The following is a 24224-nucleotide window of genomic DNA, read 5'->3' as shown; positions in this document are numbered from 1 at the left end:
TTGCTGTTTTTCCGTCTGGTGCGATCGCCACTGCATTTACCCATTTACTATGACCCGTGAGAGTTTTCAGTTCCCGCCCTGTCTCAGTGTCCCAAATTTTCAGGGTTTCATCCCCGGAAGCGGAAATCGCTGTTTTGCCGTCTGGTGCGATCGCCACTGCATTAACCCTAGAACTATGACCCGTGAGAGTTTTCAGTTCCCGACCTGTCTCAGTGTCCCAAATTTTCAGGGTTTCATCCCCGGAAGTGGAAATCGCTGTTTTTCCGTCGGGTGCGATCGCCACTGCATTTACCTCAGAACGATGACGATGACCGGTGAGAGTTTTCAGTTCCCGGCCTGTCTCGGTGTCCCAGATTTTCAGGGTTTCATCCTCTGAAGCGGAAATCGCTGTTTTGCCGTCTGGTGCGATCGCCACTGCTGTTACCGAGTAACTATGACCGGTGAGAGTTTTCAGTTCCCGACCTGTCTCGGTGTCCCAGATTTTCAGCGTATTATCCCCGGAAGCGGAAATTGCTGTTTTTCCGTCTAGTGCGATCGCCACTGCATTAACCCTAGAAATATGACCTGTGAGAGTTTTCAGTTCCCAGCCTGTCTCAGTGTCCCAGATTTTCAGGGTATTATCCTCTGAAGCGGAAATCGCTGTTTTGCCGTCTGGTGCGATCGCCACTGCTTTTACCCAGTAACTATGACCGGTGAGAGTTTTCAGTTCCCAGCCTGTCTCGATGTCCCAGATTTTCAGCGTATTATCGTATGAAGCGGAAATCGCTATTTTACCCTCTGGTGCGATCGCCACTGCATTTACCCATTTACTATGACCCGTGAGAGTTTTCAGTTCCCGGCCTGTCTCGGTGTCCCAGATTTTCAGCGTATTATCCCCGGAAGCCGAAATCGCTGTTTTACCGTCGGGTGCGATCGCCACTGCATTTACCGCGCCACTATGACCGACAAGCGTCCGCAGCGCACCTTCATTTGCCCGCTCTAAATTAGCCCTCAAAGGCCGCAGCCAAGGACAATCTTTCCACTCCTTTGCTTGTGCCAGCATCCCCTGAATCTGCGGCATTTCAAAATCCAGCAATCTCCCCCATAAATGCTCTACAAGCTGCGTTTTATCCCTATCCAAAACGTGCGCCGACTTGCGAATCGCCCCTTGAATCAACCGCAAATTTTCCGTTTGCCCCTCCGACAACAAAATATCAGAAATTCTCGCCAAATCGTAATCCTCAATTAACGCTTGAACCCCCAACGCATCCAGCTTCGCCTCAATAAAATCAAAATCCGTCAACAACTGATGCAGCCGTTCCCCTTGAACACTCTGGGCCAAATGCCCCGGCAGAGTTTCCAAAGCATAAAGCCGCTTTTTCGGCGACAGTTTCCCCAACCGTTCTTTAAACTTACTCATCGCCGTACAAATCCTCCCACAAATTATCAGAAATCGCCGTTTCAATATCCCGCAGCGAAACCCCAGCTTTCTGCACAACATCTATACGATGCAGAAATCTTTGGAAACTCGCGTGATAGATACTGTAATCGGGAGAAATATCACCGCTACGCCGCAGAAACTGTTCCCAATCATCCAGAACTTCCTGCACATCCAAAGCATCTTCCTCAGCAAAATCCGCCAAAATATCGCAGGAAACCGGCTTGCGAGTTTTCGTCAACAAATAAATCACCTTCAACTTCCGGCGGCGCAATTCTTTATCCCTAACTGCCATTTCCATCCGCGCCCAATGCTTCTCATAATATCCCTCCAACTCCCTCGGCAAATCTTGCAAATTCACATCGCTGTACTTGCCGCTATCGATATCATTCAGCACATAGCGCAGGTACATAAAATTATTCTGGCTTTTTTCCGCCACCGCCGCCACAAACTGTTCCCGCTGCAAATTTTGACGGTTAATCCAACTCTGAATTGACGCGCTGTTCCCCGTGCGTTTGTCAATATAAACCTTGACATCCGCCAAACTTTCTGCACTGTACTGCATCAGATCGAAAACCTGATGATTTGGCAAAGGCAGAGTTTTCGGCTGCTTCGAGACAATAAAATAAACATTATCCGGCAAAGCATCTGGCAAATACAAAACATTGCTGCCGCGCCCCTGCAAACTGAGATCGACTTCATCCAGGGCATCCACCACCACAATCAACTTTTTGCCGCCCAATTTAGCGCTGACTTCCCCCAACAATCGACTCAGAAAGTTGCCATCTCTGGTCGCATTTTCCGGCAGTTGCGGATAATTTAGTTGAAAGCCTCGAATTAACTGAGTGCAGGCATTTTCCAGAAATTGTTCTGCCCGGACAATGCCTTGAGATTGCGAGTTAAAATGGGCAACGCAGCGCCGCTTCAGCAGCAGCACTAACTTGGCCATAATTGAACTTTTCCCCACACCCGGATCGGCTTCTAAAACAAAATAGCCTTTGCGATTGTTCTGCAAAAATTCGGCAATTGCTGCAAACACAAATTGGCGGCCGGTAAAGTCTTGAGTCCGGTCTGCAATAATCGTTTCGCACTCGTAGGGAAGTGGCAATCGGGGCGCGGCAGTATCGACAAATCGTTCCAGCAAATTCTGAATCTGCGCCAAATCATCGCGGATGCCAATTTCTATTGATTCCAATTTCACCATCACTTGACAAATCTGCTGCTGCGTCGCCACCGCTTCCAACTTTTGCAGAATTTCCCCATTTTGCAGCCCCAAATCTCTCAGTTCAGCTAAAGCAATTTGGTGGAGATTCAACAGCATCGCCGCAAACTTTTCGCCTCCCTTCGCCGCATCCAGTTTCAGCACTTCGCGGTACGCTTTCGGGAAAGTTGTATACAGCTTTTCCGCCATAAATTCCACAATTGCCGCATCGAAGGATTTCCCCTGGCTGCGGGCGAATTCCTGCAGGAAACTTGCCCAATCTTCCGGTGTCAATCCCGTAACGCGATCGAACTCCTCGACATCCGCAGAAAAAATCTTGGTTAGCTGTTCTTCGGAAATCTGGAAACCCCTTGACAAATCGGCTGCTTGTGTGTTAATGTTCAGCCAATATTCGGGAGTCTTTTCGGCTAATTCGTTTAAAGCCTGTTTTGGATAAGGCAAATTTTTGGTTTCGGCGATCGCAATTAATTCATCCGACTTCGCCACCTCTAGCAAAATATAGCCGATCGCCTCACCCGCCGCCTTACTCAAATCGTGATTGTCCAGAATATTCGGATTTTTCCCCAATTTTTCCGCCATCCGATTTCCCAAGTCATTCGCCGCGATATTCCCCGCGATACCACCAGCGATCGCTGCTAAGATAGAAACTCCCCCAAGTGCGATCGGGCCGCCCATCATCCCCGCTGCTGCTTGAGTTGCCGGATTGGCGATCGCATTTGAAATAAGCTGCCCCACAGCCATCACCGCACTGCATCCAAGAACCCGAACTTTAGTATTAGCTAAATCTACTAACGGCATTTTAAATAATTCCCATACTTTGCAGTAGTTTAGCGCGGCGAGATAATTAAATACAAGGTTAATTAATCTCACATTTTGCACCATTCTTAATAACAAGCAAAATGCCTGTTCCACAAAAAACTCTTCTTGTGGGGTTGGTGTCTCGCCCGCCCAAAAAACACAGCCGCCCAAAAAATACAGCAGTCTCCTCCGCCCAAAAAACACAGCCGCCCAAAAAACACAGCAGTCTCCCCCGCCCAAAAAAAACACAATGGCAGATTCTTCAGTCATCTTTAGACAACTTGAGCCGTGAAACAGAGGTTTTCAAGCCCTGGCGGCCCCAACAACTAGCGCCAGATATTTGTGTACCCGTCCCGTTAACCGATTTGTAAACTTTTTTATAGATCCGATCGCCCTGCTTTTTTTTGACGGATAATATCTGTTTATTAATTTTTTAACTCTAGCGATCGCCCACAAAAAAATTTACTTTTCTTTACAAAGTAGCAACGAAAAAACAGAGCCCCAGGCAAGAATTTCGTTACAGACTTTAAATGCGGCGCGCGATCGACTAGAGTAAAAAAAATGGCTTTATCCGTTTATTCATCGCAAAGGAAACAAAGCTCATGGTTCAACGCGGTTCGACAGTCCGGATTCTTCGCAAAGAATCCTTCTGGTATCAAGAAGTGGGCACCGTTGCTACGGTAGACCAAAGTGGCATTAAATACCCTGTTATCGTTCGCTTTAACACCGTAAATTATGCAGGCGTCAACACCAACAACTTCGCCCAAAGCGAAGTAGTGGAAGTGGCCGCACCCAAAGCAAAAGCCAAAACAGCCACTCCAGCAGCTTCCGGCGGCAAGCAAACCACCGTAGATCCGAAAACCCGCAAAACAGGCAGCGGAGCAACCCCCCAGCAGCCGAAAACTTCGACCGGCAGCAAGCCTGGTGCAGAAGTTCCCGGCAGCGTCGAAGGTTCGCCAAATCAAGGAACAGAACAACGCTAATTGTGCCAGAACTGCCAGAAGTTGAAACTATTTGCCGGGGTTTGAACCAACTTACCCTCGATCGAGAAATTTTGGGCGGGGACGTGCTGTTAAATAGCTCGATCGCCCGCTCAATCTCTGCGACCGATTTTTTGACAAAACTCAAAGGAAAGTCGATCGCATCTTGGTATCGGCGCGGCAAATACCTCCTGGCAGAACTATCTCAATTGAGAGGGGGAGAGGGGGAGAGGGGGAGAGGGGGAGAGTGGGAGAGTGGGAGAGTGGGAGAATTCTCACCTCAAACTTTCAGTTCTTCTCTTAAATCTTCTTCCTTCTCCCTTCTGCCTTCAAAAGCCGGCTGGTTGGGGGTTCACCTGCGGATGACCGGACAATTGCTGTGGGTGAACGAATCCGAACCCCTGCCAAAACACGCGCGAGTCCGGCTATTTTTTGAAGGAAACCGAGAACTGCGGTTTGTAGACCAGCGCACCTTCGGGCAAATGTGGTACGTGCCCGCAGAAACAGAAGTGGAAAGCACAGTTACCGGCCTCAAACTCCTAGGCCCGGAACCGTTTTCAGAGGAATTTACCACAGAATATTTGGCCCGCAAGCTGCACCGACGGGCGCAACCAATTAAAACAGCATTGCTAGACCAGTCACTGGTAGCGGGTTTGGGCAATATTTACGCAGACGAAACTTTGTTCTTGTCGGGAGTGATGCCGACAACTCTGTGCGCCGATTTGACAGCAGAGCAAATTGAGCGCATCCATACAGCTATTATTCAAGTTTTACAGCAGGCGATCGCCTCCGGCGGCACCACTTTCAGTAATTTTCTCAACGTCCAAGGTGTAAACGGCAACTACGGCGGTGTCGCTTGGGTGTACAATAGATCGGGTCAACCCTGCCGCACTTGCTCTACAATTATTGAAAAGATAAAATTAGCAGGGCGATCGACTCATTTTTGCCCCGCGTGCCAGAAATAATAATTTGGGCAACAGATTTTGTATCAGATTCGATCGATATACCAAATCTCAGCTTCCGACTCTTCAGTCTGCGAAGGCAGACTTCGTTCCTGTAGTTGCGGTTTCAAGCGCTGACTCTACTATTAAAGCCAAATCCGCCTTAAAATTTGTATACTTTTATAAACTAAACAGAGCAAGTCATGGCAATCAAAAAAGGTAGCACAGTCCGCGCAATTCGCGAAAAATTGGAAAACAGCCTAGAAGCCAAAGCCAGCGATCCGCGCTTTTCCTCCTATCTATTTGAAACAAAAGGCGAAGTAATGGATGTTCGCGGCGACTACGCCTTCGTCAAATTCGGCAAAGTCCCCACCCCGAATATTTGGCTGCGCGTAGACCAACTAGAAGATTTTAACTAACCGATAGAAACGAAACATCACTGTTTTGAATTTAACCTAGGGTGCGCCCCGCGCACCTTATTTTTATATAACGTAGAGTACCAAATCTGCGCCCGATCGCCATTAAACTAATTCTTAAAAGCAGCTTTTATGTCGTTCCCGCTTGCATCGGAATAATAAAATCGAGTCAACAGTTAACACTCAACCATTCAGTTTTTCCACCCGCCCGTCAACAGTCAAAAGTCAACAGTCAACAATCACCTGACGGTGCAACCGAAATTGATCTTATAGATTCATAAAAACAGGTTTGACAAAGTATTGAGGAAACTAAATCGATCCTAAAAACTCCTCCTGCAAGCAAGAATTAAGTTGACACCGATTCGTATTGCGGACTTAATTCCGCACTACTAACCGTTTTTATTATGATAATCGAGCGGACACGATACTTATCTATTCTATTGCATACATCTGCTGTCTTCTGCGCTGCATCAGTCTTGCATCTGCAGTCTCGCTATCGATCGCAGATGTATGCAATCTTGTCTCATATAGCGGTTCTCAATGGTGGTGAGATATGCCTTATGCCGGATAAGCTGTTGTGCATTTAAATTGTAGATTTTGATGACAATCAAAAATTGTCAAATTCTCTCCCCCTCTCCCCTTCTCCCCCTCTCCCGCTCAATTGCCATACACAATCTATATGAGCAAAGGCTTAGTACCTCCTATGAGAACTCGAAAGGCTATATATCTTAATAAGTTTAACAAATAAAATCGATAACATAAAATAATTTAAGTGCGTGGCAAATCATCTAAAAGCTCCCAATGCTCCCAAAAGTGCATAAAATCACACTTAAAGCAGATGAATCGAGTATTAGCGAAAACTAGAGAAAAGCCGATCGGCTAAATTTAAACAAATTTTAATAGAGGCGCTCCAAACAGGATATTCGATCGCAAAACCCAGGAAACCATCAATCGAGTTTGCAGTCATAATAAAAGAGTAACAATTGCCATTGAAGGCGATCGGAAAAAATGTCAAAATTAGTCAGGACTTTGGGCCCCGTCGGGCGATGAAACCCCTTTTCTCGCTGCCACTTTCGGCTCTTCCCTGATGCGATCGGGTTAAGAAACCGGGGTTTATGTATAAGTTTTGTGAGTAAAATTCTCAATCATTAGCAATTTATGCCGTAGGAAGTCACCGATCGCCCGCTTTATCAGTAAATATACGGAATTAGGATGCTCGATCGACCTGCCAATCTAGAAAAAATACGGAAATGCAGCGTCATTCGCTGCTAACTGCTATCAGAAGGAGGAGAATTTGCCCTTTGCTCTTGTGATTTATCGCAACCGCGCCCGATGGTTAAGACGTTCTTAATTGCTGAAACCCTTGCTTTTATTGCGACTTCCATCTTCCATCTTCCATCTTCCATCTTCCATCTTCCATCTTCCATTTTCCATCTTCCATCTTCCATCTTCCGACGGACTTACATCCGTTACATCCGTTACATCCGTTACATCCGTTACATAATCCGTTGCCGAACTTCCTTCTTCCCTCTTACATCCGTTACATCCGTTACATCCGTTACATCCGTTACATCCGTTACATAATCCGTTGCCGAACTTCCTTCTTCCATACCAGATTCAACTTGCAGAGCACTGTGGGGATGCCATCTCAGGTGTTGTGCATTTAAATTATATATTTCGACGATCGATCAAAAATCTTCTCCTCCGATCCTCATCAGACCCTCTTTACCCGCTCGCGAAGCCGAAGGGCCCCTCTCCCCCCCTCAATCACCATAAATAATTGGGATGCACAACAGCTTACCTCGATACCAAACCGCAAAATAACTAAAAAAAGAGCATTATGTTTCATGAATACCTGTATCAACAAGTAATCAACCTGCAGGAAAAATTAATTCGCTTAGAAAGAGATATGCAGTCTCAAACCTGGTTCAAAAAGCTGCAAGCGCTGATGGGAGTGATTAGCAAAATTCGCGAATCCCTAGACTTAGAAACAATATTCAAAATCACAGCCACCGAAGTCCGGCAACTCCTAAATGCCGATCGAGTCGCCGTCTACCGCTTCCTTCCCGAATCCGACTGGAACGACGGCGAAGTAGTCTCAGAAGACGTACTGCCCCTATACAGCCCTTCCTTGGGCGCAAAAGTCCACGACCACTGCTTCGGTGAACAATTTGCAGCCAACTACGCCAAAGGTTACGTTCAAGCTGTCAGCGACATCTACAAAGCCCGGTTGAGTCCCTGTCACCTCAAAATCCTCAAGCGATTTCAAATCAGAGCAAACTTAGTCGTACCCCTGCTACAAGGGCAACATTTGTGGGGATTGCTGTGCATTCACTCCTGCGGTCAACCCCGCGATTGGCAAGCAGACGAAATCGAATTTGCCAGACAAGTAGGCGACCATTTAGCAGTTGCAATTTCTCAGGCCGAACTGCACTTGCAAACCCAGAAACAAATCGCAGAAATCGAATTGGCCCAGCAGAAACTCCGCGAAAGCGAGCAAAAATATCAACAAATTCTCGACTCGATCGCCGATATGGTATTGGTCAAAGGCCCTCAATCAAAAATCGTCTGGGCAAATCAAGCCTTCCGCGACTATTACGGCATGAGTCAAGAGGAACTCCAAGGCATCACAGACGCACCTTTCGCCGAACCTGACCACACTCTCCAGTACATTAAAGATGACGCCTTCGTATTTGAAACCGGACAAACCCTGCAAATTGCCGAAGAACCGGTGACGCGCTACGACGGAGAAGTGCGGCTGTGGAGCACCGTCAAAACACCCATCCGCAATCAAGACGGCCAAATCACCATGACAGTCGGCGTCTCCCGCGACATGACGGAACGCAAAGCAGCAGAAGAAGCCCTCAAAGCCAGCGAAACCAAATACCGCAGGCTGGTAGAAACTTCTCAAGACATGATTTGGTCTGTCGATGCGACTGGGCGCTACACCTTCGTCAACCCAGCAGTTAAGTATATCTACGGTTACGAACCAGCAGAAATGCTCGATCGACCATTCTCCGATTTTGTGACACCAGAACAAGCCCAGAAAGATTTAGCTGTTTTCGCCCGTTTGCTTACGGGAGAATCAGTTTTTCAGTACGAAAGCACCCAAATTGCCAAAGACGGTAGCATCAAACATTTGATGTTCAATGCGATCGCCCTGTACGATGAAACCGGAAACTTCCTCGGCACCACCGGTACAGCCACCGACATTACCGATCGCAAGCGCGCCGAAGCAGCATTGCAACACGCCAACGCCGAACTAGAACGCAGAGTTGAAGCCCGCACCGCCGAACTGCGCCAGACTTTTAGCGCCCTCAGCGCCAGCGAAGCCAAGTTCCGGACGATCGCAGCCACCATCCCCGGAGCCCTGTTCCAATTTTCCAGCCGCGATGGAGTATGGAGAGTTGACTACACCAGCGACGGTATCGAAGATATCAGCGGCATCACAGCGGCAGAAATGATGCGAGACATCACTTCCTTCATTTCCCGCATCCACCCCGAAGACATGGAAAGCTACATCGCTTCCGTCAACGAAGCCGTTGAAAACTTCTCTCCCTGGCACTACGAAGGGCGGTTAATCAAGCCAAACGGCGAAATTCGCTGGTGGCAGGGCGACTCCATGCCCACCCGCAGCGAGGACGGCGAAATCGTATTTTGCGGCGTATTCCTCGACGTTACCGATCGCAAAAAAGCCGAAACCGCCATCCGCGACAGCCAGCGGCAGCTCAAAGAAGCCCAGAGACTCGCCCACGTCGGTAACTGGGAACTAGACGCAGCCACCGAAACCCTCACTTGGTCAGAAGAACTTTTCCGCATCTTTGGACTCGAACCGGCCCCCACAGCACCCCCCAGAAAAGAACAAGTCGCTCAGATCCATCCAGAAGATTTGGAATTGTGGAGGACGGAAGTAGAGCGAGGACTTGCCTTGGGTATTCCCTTTGATTTTGACTACCGTTTTTACCGTCCCGACGGCACGCTGCGGCATCTCAACGCCTTGGGCAAAGCTGAAACCGATGCCAGTGGCAAGGTGGTAAAACTGTTCGGAACGGCGATCGACATTACCGATCGCAAAGCCGCCGAAGCAGCCTTGCGGCAAGCAGCAGCCGAGTTAGAAGACAGAGTGAGCGATCGCACCGCCGAACTTTCTCAAGCAGTCACTCAGTTGGAACAAGAAATTGGCGATCGCAAACAGGCAGAAGCAGCCCTCCAAGTTTCCGAGCAAAACCTGCGAACCATCTTTAATAATGTCTACGATGCTATCTTGATTCACGATTTAGAAGGCAATATTCTCGATGTCAATAATCGAATGTTAGAAATGTACGAAGTTAGCGCCGAACAAGCAACAAATTTATCAATTAAAAACGACTATTCAACGAGGGACAATTCCGCTGAAAAAATTGAAGAACTTTGGGAAAAAGTATTAGCTGGCGCAACAGGTCGCGTGGAATGGAAAGCGAGGCGTCCCAACGACGGTTCAACTTTTGATGCAGAAATTGCCCTATCCAGAATTCATCTCAACGGCAATGTTAATATCATTGCCAACGTCCGAGATATTAGCGATCGCAAACAGGCAGAAGCAGAACTGCAACGCACTCAAAACTTTATGGAATCAGTCCTCAAAACCATACCCGTAGCAGTGGTTGCCAAGGAAGCCAAAGAACTGCGGTTTGTACTGTGGAACCCCGTCGCCGAAGACTTGCTAGGTTTCAGCGCAGCAGAAGTTACGGGCAAAAATGATTTCGACCTTTTTCCCACAGAACAAGCTAACTTTTTCACCGCCAAAGATCGAGAAGTTCTCAACAACGGGCAAACTGTAGAAATCAGCGAAGAAGAGATTGAAACAGGTCAAGGAGAATTGCGGATATTTCATACTAAGAAAACATCAATACTTGATACTGATGGCCAACCGCAATATCTATTAGCTGTCACCGAAGACATTACCGATCGCAAGCTAGCAGAAATTGCCTTGAAGCAATCTGCAGCCCAACTCAAGCAGCAAGCAGATAGAGAAAAATTGCTCAACATTCTCACAGCTCAAATCCGCAATTCCCTCGACTTCGACAGCATTATTACAGTCGCCGTCCAAGAAATTCGGGCTTTCATGCAGATCGATAGGTGCTATTTTTGCTGGTACCGCAGCGAACAAGAAGAGGGTTTTTGGGAAATTATTCAAGAATCTCGCAGAATAGAACTTTCTGAGTTAATAGGTTGCTATAAAGCTTCTGACTTCGGCACTATAGGAGAACAGATGTTGCGTCTAGAAACGCTGCAAATAGATGATGTCGGAGCGCTCGCAGACCCTATTTTGATCGAGTCTCTTAACTCTCTGGGCTACCAATCAGTGTTGGCAATTCCGATGCAGGCACTTTCGGGAGTAGTGAGCGTTGTTAGCTGCGCCCACTCCGCTGCTGTGCGACCCTGGAGCGAGGGCGAAGTAGAATTATTGCAAGCGGTTACAGTTCAATTGGCGATCGCCCTCAACCAAGCCGATCTTTACACCCAAACTTGCAACAAAGCTCGCGAATTAGAGCAAACTTTGCAGAAGTTAACCAGCGCTCAATCGCAGTTAATTCAAAGCGAAAAAATGTCATCTCTCGGTCAGCTCGTGGCAGGAGTCGCCCACGAAATTAACAATCCGGTTAATTTTATTTACGGCAATCTCAGCCACGCCAACGACTATACTCAAGACTTGCTGCATTTGATCGAACTTTACCAAAACCACTATCCCGATCCTGTCCCGGAAATTCAAGAAGAAGTAGAAGCTATTGAACTCGATTTTCTGATGAGTGATTTGCCCAAACTGCTTTCTTCGATGAAAGTCGGTGCAGATAGAATTCAGAAAATTGTAGCATCTCTGCGAACCTTCTCCCGCATGGACGAAGCCGAAATGAAAGCGGTTAACATCCACGACGGCATAGATAGCACTCTGATGATTTTGCAGCATCGGATAAAAGCCAAACACAATCATCCAGAAATTGAGGTGATTAAAGACTACGGTAAGTTGCCGTTGGTAGAATGTTATGCCGGACAGCTAAATCAAGTATTTATGAATGTTCTGAGCAATGCTTTAGATGCTTTGGAAGAAAGGGATCTGCGGCGTTCTGCTGAGGAAATGCGGCAAAATCCTAGTACGATTTCCATTAAAACGGAAATGCTGGAGGGCGATCGCGTTTTGATTCGGATTGCTGACAATGGGGTGGGAATAGCAGATGCTGTCGTTACTCAACTTTTTAACCCATTTTTTACCACTAAACCTGTGGGAAAAGGTACTGGAATGGGCTTGTCAATTAGCTATCAAATTGTTACCGACAGACACAAAGGTTCGCTGAAATGCACTTCTTCTCCCGGACAAGGTGCTGAATTTGCGATCGAGATTCCGTTGAAAGCTAATTAAACAGTTCGATCGCGCGTGTGGAATTGAGTCCGCACGCGCGATCCAATCTTAAATCATATCGTTTCCGGCTGCATCGTCAGGTGATAAATTAGAGGGCAATTCATGAATGATTTTGACAATTCACCACCGATCTCGGTGCCATTGTCAGTTGTTCGATTCACAGTCAACAGCGTCGCCCTGAGCGTAGTCGAAGGGTCAACAGTCAACAGCGTCGCCCTGAGCGTAGTCGAAGGGTCAACAGTCAACACTCAACAGTCAACACTCAACACTCAACATCACTAGGAGTGCAACCGGAATTGATATCAGTCAATCGATCGCACATCATATTACTCAAGTCTCAACAATCGAACCAAAATTTATCAGTATTTCAGTCATCGTTACACTGTCCAAAGGTTTAGAAAACCAATATCCCTGAGCTAATTCGCAGCCTAATTCCCGAAGCTGTACTAACTGTTGGGCTGTCTCCACACCTTCGGCGATCGCATTTAATCCCAAATTGTGAGCCAAAGTTACAATCGCCCGCACAATCTGCAAAGGCTGACCCCCGCCGTCACCGTTTTCGAGGGCCCCCAACCGACTCACAAAAGAGCGATCGATCTTCAGCGTATCCAGCGGAAAACGGTGCAAGTAACTCAAAGACGAATAGCCAGTACCGAAATCGTCGATCGACAATCGAATATTTCTACCTTTTAATTGGCTCAGCACAATATTGGCTTTCGTCACATTTTCTACGATGGCACTTTCAGTAATCTCCAATTTTAAACAGCTCGGCTCGCAGCCTGTTTCTGTCAAAATTTTATCTATCTGTTCGATTAAATTCGGCAAACCTAACTGTTTGGGAGAAAGATTGACGCTCATTGTTAATTGTGAAGGATCGACAATTGGTAATTGGTAATTGGGCATCGGGCATGGGGCATCGGGCATCGGGCATGGGGCATGGGGCATCGGGCATGGGGCATCGGGCATTGGCCATTGGCCATGGGGCATTGGGCATGGGGCATCGGGCATGGGGCATCGGGCATCGGGCATCGGGCATTGCCGAACTTCCTGCTTCCCTGTATCCGTTAAATCCCGTACATTGCTTGTTGCCGAACTTCCTTCTTCCGACTTCCCTCGGACTTCTTCCGACTTCCCTCGGACTTCTTCCTTCATTAACATTTCTTGCCAAACGCGCAATTGTCGGCAAGCTTCCCGCAGCACCCAGGCTCCCAGAGGCACGATCAAACCGGTTTCCTCAGCTACAGGAATAAAGCTAGACGGCGGCACTAAACCCCGAACCGGGTGCTGCCAGCGCACCAAAGCCTCAAAACCCTCGATCGCACCGCTGGCGATCGAAACAATCGGTTGGTAGTGCAAAATAAAGTGGGAACATTCATTTTTACTCGCACCTAATTCTTGCTTGCCCAAAATAGCCATACGCAGGTCATTTTCTAACTGCAACAGCGACATAGTTTGGTCGTGCATCGCCAAATTAAACACTTCGTGGCGGGCCTTGCCCAAAGCTTTAGCGCGGTACATAGCAATGTCAGCATCGCGCAGGAATTCTTCCGGGTGAGCGTACAGATTCGATTTGCCTCTTGTGTCGGCTGCTGCGACTTCGCCTTGACTGAAAACAATGCCAATGCTAGCGGTAGTAAATACTTCGTGCCCTTCGATATGAAACGGTAAAGTCAGTTCTGTTTGTATTCTGTTAGCTGCTTGGGTGGCATCGGTGAGGCTCTGAATGTGGTCTAGCAGGATGGTGAATTCGTCTCCCCCCAACCGGGCGACGGTATCAGAAGCCCGCACGCAGGTTAGTAGCCTGTCTGCGAGGGCGACTAGCAATTTGTCTCCTAAAACGTGTCCTAAAGAATCATTGACTACTTTAAAGCGGTCTAAATCTAGGAAAAGTAAACCAAATTTGTAATCGGAGGATTGATTCGATCGGCGGATGGCTTGTCCTAGCCTGTCGATGAACAAAACCCGGTTTGGCAAACCCGTCAGCGCGTCGTGAAAAGCACCGTGCAGCAGTTGCCGTTCTACTCGCTTGCGCTCGGTGACATCTCTGATAATAATCTGGGCGGCGGCTGCGCCTTGATAAAGGGCGGGGATGCCGGCAACTTCAACGTCGATGATTTCTCCGTCGAGCCGCATCAGTTTTTGCTCGGCAAGCTCGATGGGCTTATTTTCTTGCTCGACTTGCCTCATGCGCTTTTGGGCTGTTTCCACATAGTTTGAATGGACAAAATGCAATATCGGAAAGCCGATTAACTCTGCCGGAGAACTCGCACCGAGGAGTTTAGCACCGGCAGCATTGATGTAGGCGATTTTCTCTTGACTGTGAACGACGATCGCTTCGGGAGATAGTTCTACTAAACGGCGATAGCGTTCTTCACTTTCTTGCAGAGATAATATTAACTCGCAGCGCTCTTTTTCAGCTTGCTGGCGTTCGACTTCCATTTGGTGAACTGCCAGAATTTTACCGATGCTTTGAGCCATCAATTCTATGATTTCTATTTCCTGGTACTCAAATTTTTTCTTTTTGATTTCTCGCGAACTAAAACTCAATATACCGTAAGTTTTATTGTTAACAAATATCGGCGTTCCAATGTAAGATTCTGACTGGCATTTCTTATAAGCTGGATGTTCGCGCATCTCTATTTCTGCTCCTATATGAGAATAGAAAACAGTTTTATTTAATTTAATTACGGCAGCACAGTAAGTGTCGCTGAGGTTCAATTCTAGACCTCGCACGAAGTATCCTACATCGGATTTCGCTGCTCGCACAATAAAATTTTCATCCTGAACTTCAGCCATGATGCCAATAGAAAGTCCAAAGATTAAACAGCCGGCTGTTAAATAATCTTCAACCAGTTCTTGAAAATTTTGATAATGATAAGTTGTAATCCGGTGCAGGTGTTTGAGATTAGCGGTGAAAGCTGCTAAAGCTTGAGAATTTAAAAATAATTCTGCTTCCGCTCGCTGGCGGTCGGTAATGTCTGTTTGCACTCCAATAAAGTGGGTTAAGTGTCGCCGCGAGTTGTGCACCGGAGCGATCGACAGTTCGTGCCAAAAAGGCGTGCCGTCTTTCCGAAAGTTGCGTAATATAACTTGGCATTCTCTGCCTTCTTCAATTGCCGTTCGCAATTGTTTAGCAGAGGCGGTGTCCGTGTCGTTGCCCTGCAAAAATCGGCAATTTTTCCCCATTAATTCGTCTCTGCTATAACCCGTAATCCGCTCAAAACTGGGATTGACATAAATAATCGGATTATCTGCAACCGTCGCGTCGGTGATGGCGATGCCGTTGCTGCAACTTTCGATCGCCCGTTCCATCATTTGCAAGCGCTCTTGCGATCGAATCCGCTCGATCGCCGCAGCTAACACGTTGGCGATCGCTTCTACAAAATAAACGTCATCTTGGCTGAAAACCCGTGGTTGGCTGGTGTGAACCCCCAAAATGCCCCAAGGCTGGCAGGAGGAAGTATCTGCTGGTTCTGCTTCTCCCCAGTTCCTCTCCAGTTCCCGATTGCCGGGAACGATGACAGTGACGCCGCTCACAGCCCGGTGGTTGTGCAGCAGCGGCAACTCGCTAAAGCGGGTTTCCACCCGCAAATCTTCGACGATCGTGGCTTTGCCAACTAGCAACGTGTAACCAGCTTGCGATCGGGCAGAAGCCGCAACAGTGGCTTTACCGACGAGGCCCGGCTGCCAGCCTACCCCCGCTCGCAACATAAAAGCATGGCCCGAGGGCAACAGTTCCAACAACTGACAATAATCAACATCCAAGGTTTGAGCAATTAACACCGCAGCTTTGTCCATCAGTGCAGACAAATCTGTTTCCGCCAGGGCCTGCTGCCCCAAGTAAGCGACGGCTGCTTGCTGGCGGGCGCGCAAGTGGATTGAGGCGAGCAAATCCTGCTCCTTGGCGGCTGCTCGCTTGCGATCGCTAATATCACAGAACACCGACAGCACGGATTTTTCCGACAGCAATGTCAAATACCGCATCGATACACTTGCCCAAAACAGCGTGCCGTCAGCTTTTTTGAGGCGGACTTCTATCTCGCGGACTTGTCCGTTGCGGGCGAGCGCATCCAGCAGTTCGTGGCGATCTGCGGGGTTATTGTATAGTGTGGAGGCTTTTTTGCCGTCGATGTCAAATGCTTTGAACCCGAAAACCTGATGGCATAAATCGTTGCTATACAGAATTGTGCCGTCAGCCAGACTGCTGACGATCGTAGGCATCGGCATCGAATTGGCGATCGTCAGCAGTAATTCTTTAGTGGCTTGCAGTTCTGGGTACAACTCTGGTTTGGCGGCCGAACCCTGACAGTGTTCACCATTTTCAGGGATAAAACTTTCCATTTTTTAATTGATCCATTTCTGCGGACAAATTTAAACTTGCGGTAACTAAGGATTTCAGATGCAGAGGACGATCGACATTACCCCCCGCCACATTAATTTTAACCAGAACAATGCAACTCAACGCCCGAAAACTTCTCGGCTGGAGTTTAAGCAGCACCCCAGCCGCAGAGAAGATATCTCTTTATTAGTATGAAAGTCTACTGTTTTTAAAGTTGCGTTAAGTTTTTATAAGAGCGGGTGCTTTGCCAAATATGTAGCGCCAGCGCCTAATCTAAAAAGTAATGTCACCTGCAAACAACTACCCAACACAATTTTGAGAGAGAACACAAATGCTTGAATCTTACCGCCGTAACGCTGCTGAACGGGCTGCACTGGGAATTCCACCGCTGCCGCTAGACGCCCAGCAAACCTCCGAACTCTGCGAATTACTCAAAAATCCGCCGCCGGGGGAAGAAGAAGCCTTAGTAGAATTATTGCGCGATCGCGTACCCCCAGGCGTAGACAGCGCCGCCTACGTCAAAGCAGGTTTTCTGACCGGCATTGCCAAAGGCGAAATCCACAGCCCCCTAATTGCTCCCAAATGGGCAGTTTACCTGCTGGGGACAATGATGGGAGGTTACAACGTCCAATCTTTAATCGATTTACTCCATCCTACTGCCGAAACAGCCATCCCCGCCACCGCAGCCCGCGCCTTGAGCAAAACGCTGTTAGTATTTGACGCCTTCCACGACATTCTCGCCCTGTCGGATACCAATCCCTACGCCAAACAAGTCATAGATTCTTGGGCGGATGCCGAGTGGTTTACCGGCCGGCCCCAACTAGCCGAAGCCATTACCGTTACAGTCTTCAAAGTACCCGGAGAAACCAATACCGACGACTTGTCTCCGGCACCTCAAGCTACCACGCGGCCGGACATTCCCTTGCACGCTTTAGCGATGCTGGAAAGTAAGATGCCCCAAGCTCTGGAAACCATTGCCCAATTGAAGCAAAAAGGCCATCCCGTAGCCTACGTCGGCGATGTTGTCGGCACCGGTTCCTCGCGCAAATCAGCGATTAACTCAGTGCTGTGGCACATTGGCAATGATATTCCGTTTGTGCCAAACAAGCGCAGTGGCGGATATATTTTGGGAAGTGCGATCGCCCCGATTTTCTTCAATACCGCTGAAGATTCCGGCGCATTGCCGATCGAATGCGATGTCAGCAAAATGGAAACCGGAATGGTAATTACCATCCATCCCTACAAAGGAGAAATCACCAACGAAGCCGGAGAAATCATCTCCACCTTCACCCTCAAACCCGACACAATCATAGACGAAGTTCGCGCCGGCGGCCGCATTCCGCTATTAATTGGACGCACATTAACCGACAAAACCCGCGAAGCTTTAGGACTAGGAATTAGCCCTATTTTCACCCGTCCAACAATTCCCGCCGACACAGGTAAAGGCTTCACCTTAGCCCAAAAAATGGTAGGGAAAGCCTGCGGTTTAACAGGCGTGCGTCCCGGTACATCTTGCGAACCATTAATGACCACAGTCGGTTCCCAAGACACCACTGGCCCGATGACTCGCGACGAATTAAAAGAACTTGCTTGTTTGGGATTTAGCGCCGACTTGGTAATTCAAAGTTTCTGCCACACCGCCGCCTATCCAAAACCTGTTGATGTCAAAACTCACCACGAATTGCCCGATTTCATGGCACAGCGGGCGGGCATAGCTTTGCGTCCCGGAGACGGCATTATTCACTCCTGGCTGAACCGGATGTTATTACCAGATACAGTAGGAACCGGCGGCGATTCTCACACACGTTTTCCTTTAGGAATTTCCTTTCCTGCGGGTTCGGGATTGGTAGCATTTGCTGCCGCCTTGGGCGTGATGCCTTTGGATATGCCGGAATCTGTTTTAGTGCGCTTCAAAGGAGAATTGCAGCCGGGAGTAACCCTGCGGGATGTGGTAAATGCAATTCCCTACGTAGCAATTCAAACAGGTTTGCTGACAGTCTCGAAACAGAATAAGAAAAACGTCTTTTCGGGGCGGATTATGGAAATTGAAGGTTTGCCCGATTTAAAGGTCGAGCAGGCGTTTGAATTGACTGATGCCTCGGCCGAGCGTTCCTGCGCTGGATGCACGATTAAATTGAGTGTGGAGACTGTTTCTGAGTACATTCGCTCCAACGTCGCGCTGCTAAAAAACATGGTAGCGCGGGGCTATGAAGATGCGCGGACGATGATGCGCCGGGTGGCGAAGATGGAGGAATGGCTGGCTAATCCGGTGCTGCTAGAAGCTGATTCTGATGCGGAGTATGTTGAAATCATTGAAATCGATCTCAACGAGATTACTGAACCCATTGTGGCTGCACCGAATGACCCGGATAATGTTAAGTTGTTGAGTGAGGTTGCGGGCGATCGGGTTGACGAAGTATTTGTCGGTTCTTGCATGACAAATATCGGCCACTACCGCGCCACTGCAAAGGTATTAGAAGGTGCAGGGGAAGTTAAAACTCGCCTGTGGATTTGTCCGCCAACTCGGATGGACGAACAACAACTAAAAGAAGAAGGTTATTACAGCATTTTTGGAGCGGCTGGAGCGCGGACGGAAATGCCGGGATGCAGTCTTTGTATGGGAAATCAAGCGCGGGTAAAAGATGCGACAACGGTGTTTTCAACTTCGACTCGCAACTTCAACAACCGAATGGGCAAAGATGCACAAGTTTATCTCGGTTCGGCGGAATTAGCTGCTGTTTGTTCGCTGTTGGGTCGCATTCCTACCGTCGAAGAATACCAGGAAATTGTGGCCAAGAAAATCAATCCTTTTGCTGGCGATTTGTATCGATATTTGAATTTCGATCAAATTGCTGGTTTTGAGGATGAAGGGCGAGTGATTGCTTTGGAAGATATGCCTCGGATTGAGGATATTTTGGGGATTCCTGAAGGTGTGTTGAGCAAGTAGTTTCCTCGAAATTCAGTGAAATGGTTGTTTTCAACCGCAGATGTCAGCGGTTCAAAAAAATCCCAGAATCTGGATGAATTATCCTCGCCTTTGGGAGCATCTCAGTTGTGAATTTTTGCACAACTGAGATGCTCCCCCCGTCTTTTGTTTAAAATATAAGTAGAGGCGAGTTCGATCGCCAATCTCTAATTCTCATCCAGGATATCGACCTGCCAATTCCTATAAATCCGATTGAGGAGAAAAAAAGTATGTCTGAACGAGCTTTAATCACTGAAAACCCTGAGATACCAACTTCAGCGCCAGAAACTCGCATTGGCAATGAAATGGTAGAGTTTCTCAGTGTAATTCAGCAAACTCCGAGAGAATATTGGCCTAATTTACTTCAGATGATGCGCTTATTTATGGAAACGGTGAGAGTAAAGCCAGTCTTGTCCGAGCCTCCCCAGACATCGGAGAAAATTGACATTACTAAACTGTCGCTGGAGGAGCGGATACAAAGAAATCAAGGTGCAATTGAATTATTGCGATCGTGGGTAGAGGAGGGAGATGAACAGGAACAAACAGAAACCGCTGAATATCTCCGTAAAGTTTTAGATGAAGACCGCCTTTCTAATCGGCCATTATTCCCATGAGTAGAGTAATACTTTTAGATTCTGGGCCTTTGGGGATGGTAACAAACCCTAAAGCATCCTCTACTGAAGTTCAAGAGTGCAAAGTTTGGCTAAACTCTTTAATGCTCAGAGGCGAAATAATAATTTTGCCTGAGATTGCTGACTACGAACTACGACGCGAATTGATCCGTGCAGGTAAGTCAGCAGGTATTCAACGACTTGATGAACTGAAATTACAACTGACATACCGTCCTTTGACTACAGAAGTAATGCTTTTCGCGGCTCAGTTGTGGGCGGATGCACGAAAGAGAGGAAAGCCAACGGCACACCCCTATGCACTTGACGGGGATGTGATTTTGGCGGCTCAAGCAATATTGGAGGCAAATCCAGGAAATCAGGTGGTAATTGCTACAACAAATGTGGGGCATTTGGATCGATTTGTGGATGCTTGTGAATGGCGGCTAATTCAGTAATGTTTAAACCGATCGCGCTTACAGACTTGCCCGCTCCCTGATATACTTTCAACTATAGATATTTTTACATACACCGTTAGCGAGATCGACAGCATGGTGGAAACAGCGGACACAATCGAAAAAACGGACGATCGCACGCAAACCCGGTTTTGGGGTAAAGTTACAGTCATAGACGCGGGCGATCGTTACAAGATCAATCGCATCGAAGTCAAGCCGGGACACCACATCAGCACGCAAATGCACTATCACCGCAGCGAGCACTGGGTTGTCGTCTCCGGTACCGCTAAAGTGATCTGCGATGACAAAGAGACGATTCTCATGCAGAAACAGTCAACCTACGTTCCCATGAATACTGCTCACCGCGTGGAAAACCCAGGCGTGATTCCTCTGGTGATGATTGAAATCCAAAATGGCGAGTACCTCGGCGATGATGACATTATCCGTTTCGCCCAAGATGCTGACGAAGAAGATTGATCCGACATCAAAATATGAAGCAATCGCAGATATCATATCAATTTCGGTTACACCGTCAGGTGATTGTTGATTGTTGACTGTTGACTGTTGACTGTTGACTGTTGACTTGATTTTATTATTCCTATGCAACCGGAAACGATGTCAGGGAAAAGCGCCGCGCACCGGATAATTACCCGCGGGGCGACAGGAAACGAGATAAATCCTACAACTATAACTGTAGGGGCCATTTCGGAAATGGCCCCTACAGGATGATATTAAGCTTGTTAAAAACGAGCATCTGATTTAGCAATTGGCGCTCCTCCTACGGTAAAGCAGCATTTTTCAAATCTACATTTGCCATATTTGCATTCATTAAATTAGCACCGGTCAAGTCCGAACCGTTCAAATTAGCACCAGTCAAATTAGCACCGGTCAAATTTGCATCCCGCAAGTTAACTCCCAGTACGTCGATTCCCGACAAACTGCCACCTCTGAGGCTGACATTAGCTAAATTCGCTATGGACTGGCGAGCATTTTTCATATTTGCGCCAGCCAAATTTGCACTTTCTAAGTTAGCGCCCACTAAATTAGCGTTGGTGAGGTTGGTATTTTTCAAGCTGGCAATTACTAAACCCGCTAGACTCAGGTTAGCCTTGGTTAAATCAGCGCCCTGCAAATTTACTCCGTGCATTCTAGCCGCAATTAAACTCGCACCTTGCAATTTAGCTTGTTGCAGATTGGCTTCGTTCAGTTTTGCTTCATTGAGATTAGCACCGTTCAAATTCGCTCCGCTCAAATTAGCTCCGCTCAAGTCGGCTCCGCTGAGATCGGCACCAGCAAGCTGCGCTCCTGTCAAGTCACACTTGGTACATTCTTTAGTTTCTAATAGTTGCTTGACTTGCGATACGTTTTCTGCTTTGACTCCAGAAGCAAAACCCATTGCAATCAGTAGCGCTGTTGTTGTTAAAATTCCAAATTTCATATACTCACCCTCGGCGATATCTCTCTTTTAATAATATCCCACATATTTCTAGAGAGTTGGGTGATCGGTCTCTTCGATAAACTGTGACAATCATCACCCTATTATGCACACAACATGATAAAATTATTGACGTTTCAATTCCTCAAAATCATTGTAAACAATTATTGCTTTTTCAGGAACCAAAAGGGAAAGGATTGCGTCGGTTCTAAACGGACACCGCTGATGTTGTTCTGAGCAAAAGTATAGTCCTTATCCTGCCAAAGAGGGATGAAAGGTACATCTCTACCTAGTATGTCCTGAATTTCGCCAAACAAAGCTTTCCGGGTTTGGGGGTTTAATTCTTTGCGTTGCTGGTCGATAAGTTGATTTACTCGATCGCTATAATAAAACGAACCCTGACCCTGACTCGCACCCTTTTCGCACCCGGTGGCCGCCGAACCCGTGTCACAATCCAAAAACGGCTGAATGTAATTGTCAGCGTCAAAAAAATCGGCGTACCAATCCACCAAAACCGCAGGATAAATCCCCTTCTCTATATTCTGAAACAAAGTCGGAGATTCAACGCTGTTAACTTCTACCTGCATTATCCCGTCCATTTTTAGCTTGGCTAGCGCCTCGATCGTACTCGCAACTAACGATCGCTTTGTGGAAGCAGAAGGATACCAAATTTGCAGAATAAAAGGATTGGCGGCCGAATATCCCGCTTTTGTTAACAATTCCTTGGCTTTGGCTGTGTTCGCGTCGCCGTAAAGTTCTTTAAACACGGGCTTGTTAACGTCGAAGGTTGTGGGAATCAGACTGTACAGTGGTTGGGCTTGTCCCCGGAGTACGCGATCGTTAATCAGGGGGCGATCCATCACGGAGGCGATCGCCTGTCTCACTTCTAACTTATCCAGGGGTTGAGACTTGATATTCAGCGTCATATAACTAACTGTACTGCTTTCCCCAGCGATTTCCTGCCATTTCCCTTTTTTCGACCCCTCGTCTAAGCTGCGAACTTGGTCTGCATCCAGAGACAAATAAGCCACATCGATCGCACCTGTCCGAAAAGTATTGAACAAATTTGACGAACTAGAAAGCAGCAACAAATCAATTCCTGAATTAACAGGTTTTTCCCCCCAATACTTATCGAATGCGTCAAACTTGAGAGAATCGCTGCCGTACTTCGCCAGTTTATAGCGTCCAGTTCCCACAAACGTATCGGGTTTAAATTTACCGTCTCCAATCTCGTAAGCTGTCGGAGAAATGGGACAAAGGCCGGCAAATGTCAGCAGGGAAGGAAAAGCAGCAAAGGGCTTTTTGAGTTGAAAAGTTAATTCGTATTCGCCCGTCGCTTTCACCGATTCTACTGCATCGCCCAGCAAGAAAGATGGACGGCCCCCATTTTTGATAAACCGCTGCAACGAAAATTCCATTGCTGCGGCGTTAAACGGTGTTTCGTCGTGAAAAATCACGCCTTGACGCAGGGGAATTGTATATGTCAATCCGTCGTTGCTAATTTTTGGCATTGCGGTGGCCAAGCTGGGGATTAACTCAGTAGTTCCCGACTTGTAGGTGTAGAGAGTGTCGCCCAAGTTGCGTAGCAGTTGTCCTGATATAATTTCGTAAGCGTCTGCAGGGTCGATCGTCCGCAATTTCAAGGTTGTGCCGATCGTAACGCGATCGTTTTGGGGCGAATTGGGCGATCGAGAGGCCCTCTGGGAACAGCTTGCAGTTAACAAGCAGCACAGACAGAACAGAGCTATAACTTTAATCACTGAAGGTTTTATAGATATTCTCGGCTGTCGCTTGTTAATTGCCATCGTATTTTCTTGATACTCCAAATTACTCAATATATTATCAGGACTTACGCACTTTTAGACTAGAAATCCGGTTTCTTGGTAGATGCTTTGCTACTCGTTCCCAGAAATAGCCTGGAAACAAGTTAAGATTGGTTCGTTCGCAGTGTGGAATTTTTTCCAAACGAAGCAGAACCTCTGTATATGGGTTCATTTCGCAGAGCCGGAGAACAAGTTAATCAAAGACTAATGACTAACCTTCGACTTCGCGATCAGCTAAAATAACCACCCTTCGATTTGCTTAGGCTACGCTGGCTCACAAATCGCGATCGGCCAAGATGACCAGCCTTCGACTTCGCGAGCAGCTAAAATAACCAATAACCACTAACCAACAACAACTAACCAATAACAACTAACCAATAACAACTAACCAATAACAACTAACCAATAACAACTAACCAATAACAACT

At 47.5% G+C, this 24224-nt stretch carries 14 protein-coding genes and 1 pseudogene; 9 read left to right on the top strand and 6 right to left on the bottom strand.

What is annotated here, in order from left to right; all coding sequences use genetic code 11:
• Positions 1-1399: pseudogene (locus QUA97_RS05175) on the bottom strand (PQQ-binding-like beta-propeller repeat protein); the annotation flags it as partial.
• Positions 1392-3707 carry an ATP-binding protein gene (locus tag QUA97_RS05170; protein WP_333193634.1) on the bottom strand — a complete coding sequence of 772 codons (2316 nt, stop codon included), beginning with the start codon at positions 3705-3707 and terminating at the stop codon, positions 1392-1394. The gene QUA97_RS05170 and the pseudogene QUA97_RS05175, both read right to left, overlap by 8 nt.
• Positions 3708-4039: 332 nt before the next feature.
• Here QUA97_RS05170 and QUA97_RS05165 point away from each other — a divergent pair, with 332 nt between their 5' ends.
• From QUA97_RS05165 to QUA97_RS05155, 3 genes are all read left to right on the top strand, one after another.
• Positions 4040-4420: a photosystem I reaction center subunit IV gene (locus QUA97_RS05165; RefSeq protein WP_194011775.1), complete on the top strand. Its 381-nt coding sequence runs from the start codon at positions 4040-4042 to the stop codon at positions 4418-4420.
• A gap of 2 nt (positions 4421-4422) precedes the next feature.
• A complete protein-coding gene (locus tag QUA97_RS05160) occupies positions 4423-5382 on the top strand; it encodes a DNA-formamidopyrimidine glycosylase (protein WP_333193631.1) in 960 nt (319 codons plus the stop codon).
• Between the two features lie 179 nt (positions 5383-5561).
• Positions 5562-5777, top strand: coding sequence for an NAD(P)H-quinone oxidoreductase subunit O (locus QUA97_RS05155; RefSeq protein ID WP_194071155.1), 216 nt, complete (start codon positions 5562-5564; stop codon positions 5775-5777).
• A 1265-nt stretch (positions 5778-7042) separates the two neighbouring features.
• Here QUA97_RS05155 and QUA97_RS05150 read toward each other — a convergent pair.
• Complete coding sequence (locus QUA97_RS05150; protein WP_333193628.1) at positions 7043-7201, bottom strand: hypothetical protein; 159 nt, start codon at positions 7199-7201, stop codon at positions 7043-7045.
• A gap of 413 nt (positions 7202-7614) precedes the next feature.
• Here QUA97_RS05150 and QUA97_RS05145 point away from each other — a divergent pair, with 413 nt between their 5' ends.
• The gene (locus tag QUA97_RS05145) at positions 7615-12171 is read left to right on the top strand and encodes a PAS domain S-box protein (protein ID WP_333193625.1); all 4557 of its coding nucleotides are present in this window, start codon (positions 7615-7617) and stop codon (positions 12169-12171) included.
• 102 nt (positions 12172-12273) lie between these two features.
• Positions 12274-12453, top strand: a complete 180-nt coding sequence (locus QUA97_RS05140; protein ID WP_194071153.1) for a hypothetical protein — start codon at positions 12274-12276, stop codon at positions 12451-12453.
• Between the two features lie 48 nt (positions 12454-12501).
• On the opposite strand, the gene QUA97_RS05135 is transcribed toward QUA97_RS05140, so the two are convergent.
• Entirely contained in the window at positions 12502-16512 is a 4011-nt protein-coding gene (locus QUA97_RS05135; RefSeq protein ID WP_333193622.1) for an EAL domain-containing protein, read from the bottom strand.
• Positions 16513-16841: 329 nt separating this feature from the next.
• Here QUA97_RS05135 and acnB point away from each other — a divergent pair, with 329 nt between their 5' ends.
• The 4 genes from acnB to QUA97_RS05115 all read left to right on the top strand — a co-directional run bounded on the left by acnB (position 16842) and on the right by QUA97_RS05115 (position 21015).
• Positions 16842-19457 carry a bifunctional aconitate hydratase 2/2-methylisocitrate dehydratase gene (gene acnB, locus QUA97_RS05130; RefSeq protein WP_333193619.1) on the top strand — a complete coding sequence of 872 codons (2616 nt, stop codon included), beginning with the start codon at positions 16842-16844 and terminating at the stop codon, positions 19455-19457.
• A gap of 248 nt (positions 19458-19705) precedes the next feature.
• Positions 19706-20089, top strand: coding sequence for a hypothetical protein (locus QUA97_RS05125; RefSeq protein WP_333193617.1), 384 nt, complete (start codon positions 19706-19708; stop codon positions 20087-20089).
• Positions 20086-20541 carry a nucleic acid-binding protein gene (locus tag QUA97_RS05120; RefSeq protein WP_333193614.1) on the top strand — a complete coding sequence of 152 codons (456 nt, stop codon included), beginning with the start codon at positions 20086-20088 and terminating at the stop codon, positions 20539-20541. Before QUA97_RS05125 ends, QUA97_RS05120 begins: the two co-directional genes overlap by 4 nt.
• Before the next feature lie 93 nt (positions 20542-20634).
• Complete coding sequence (locus QUA97_RS05115) at positions 20635-21015, top strand: cupin domain-containing protein (protein WP_193972503.1); 381 nt, start codon at positions 20635-20637, stop codon at positions 21013-21015.
• 301 nt (positions 21016-21316) lie between these two features.
• Here the strand turns inward: QUA97_RS05115 and QUA97_RS05110 are convergent, their stop codons facing one another.
• Complete coding sequence (locus QUA97_RS05110) at positions 21317-21976, bottom strand: pentapeptide repeat-containing protein (protein ID WP_194065987.1); 660 nt, start codon at positions 21974-21976, stop codon at positions 21317-21319.
• Between the two features lie 161 nt (positions 21977-22137).
• A complete protein-coding gene (locus QUA97_RS05105; RefSeq protein ID WP_333193610.1) occupies positions 22138-23778 on the bottom strand; it encodes an ABC transporter substrate-binding protein in 1641 nt (546 codons plus the stop codon).
• Positions 23779-24224 lie beyond the last annotated feature (446 nt).

The organism is Microcoleus sp. CZ3-B2 (assembly GCF_036705055.1).
Taxonomy (GTDB): domain Bacteria; phylum Cyanobacteriota; class Cyanobacteriia; order Cyanobacteriales; family Microcoleaceae; genus Microcoleus.
The sequence above is the reverse complement of the archived record's forward strand: the minus strand, read 5'-3'. Positions and strand labels throughout refer to the sequence as shown.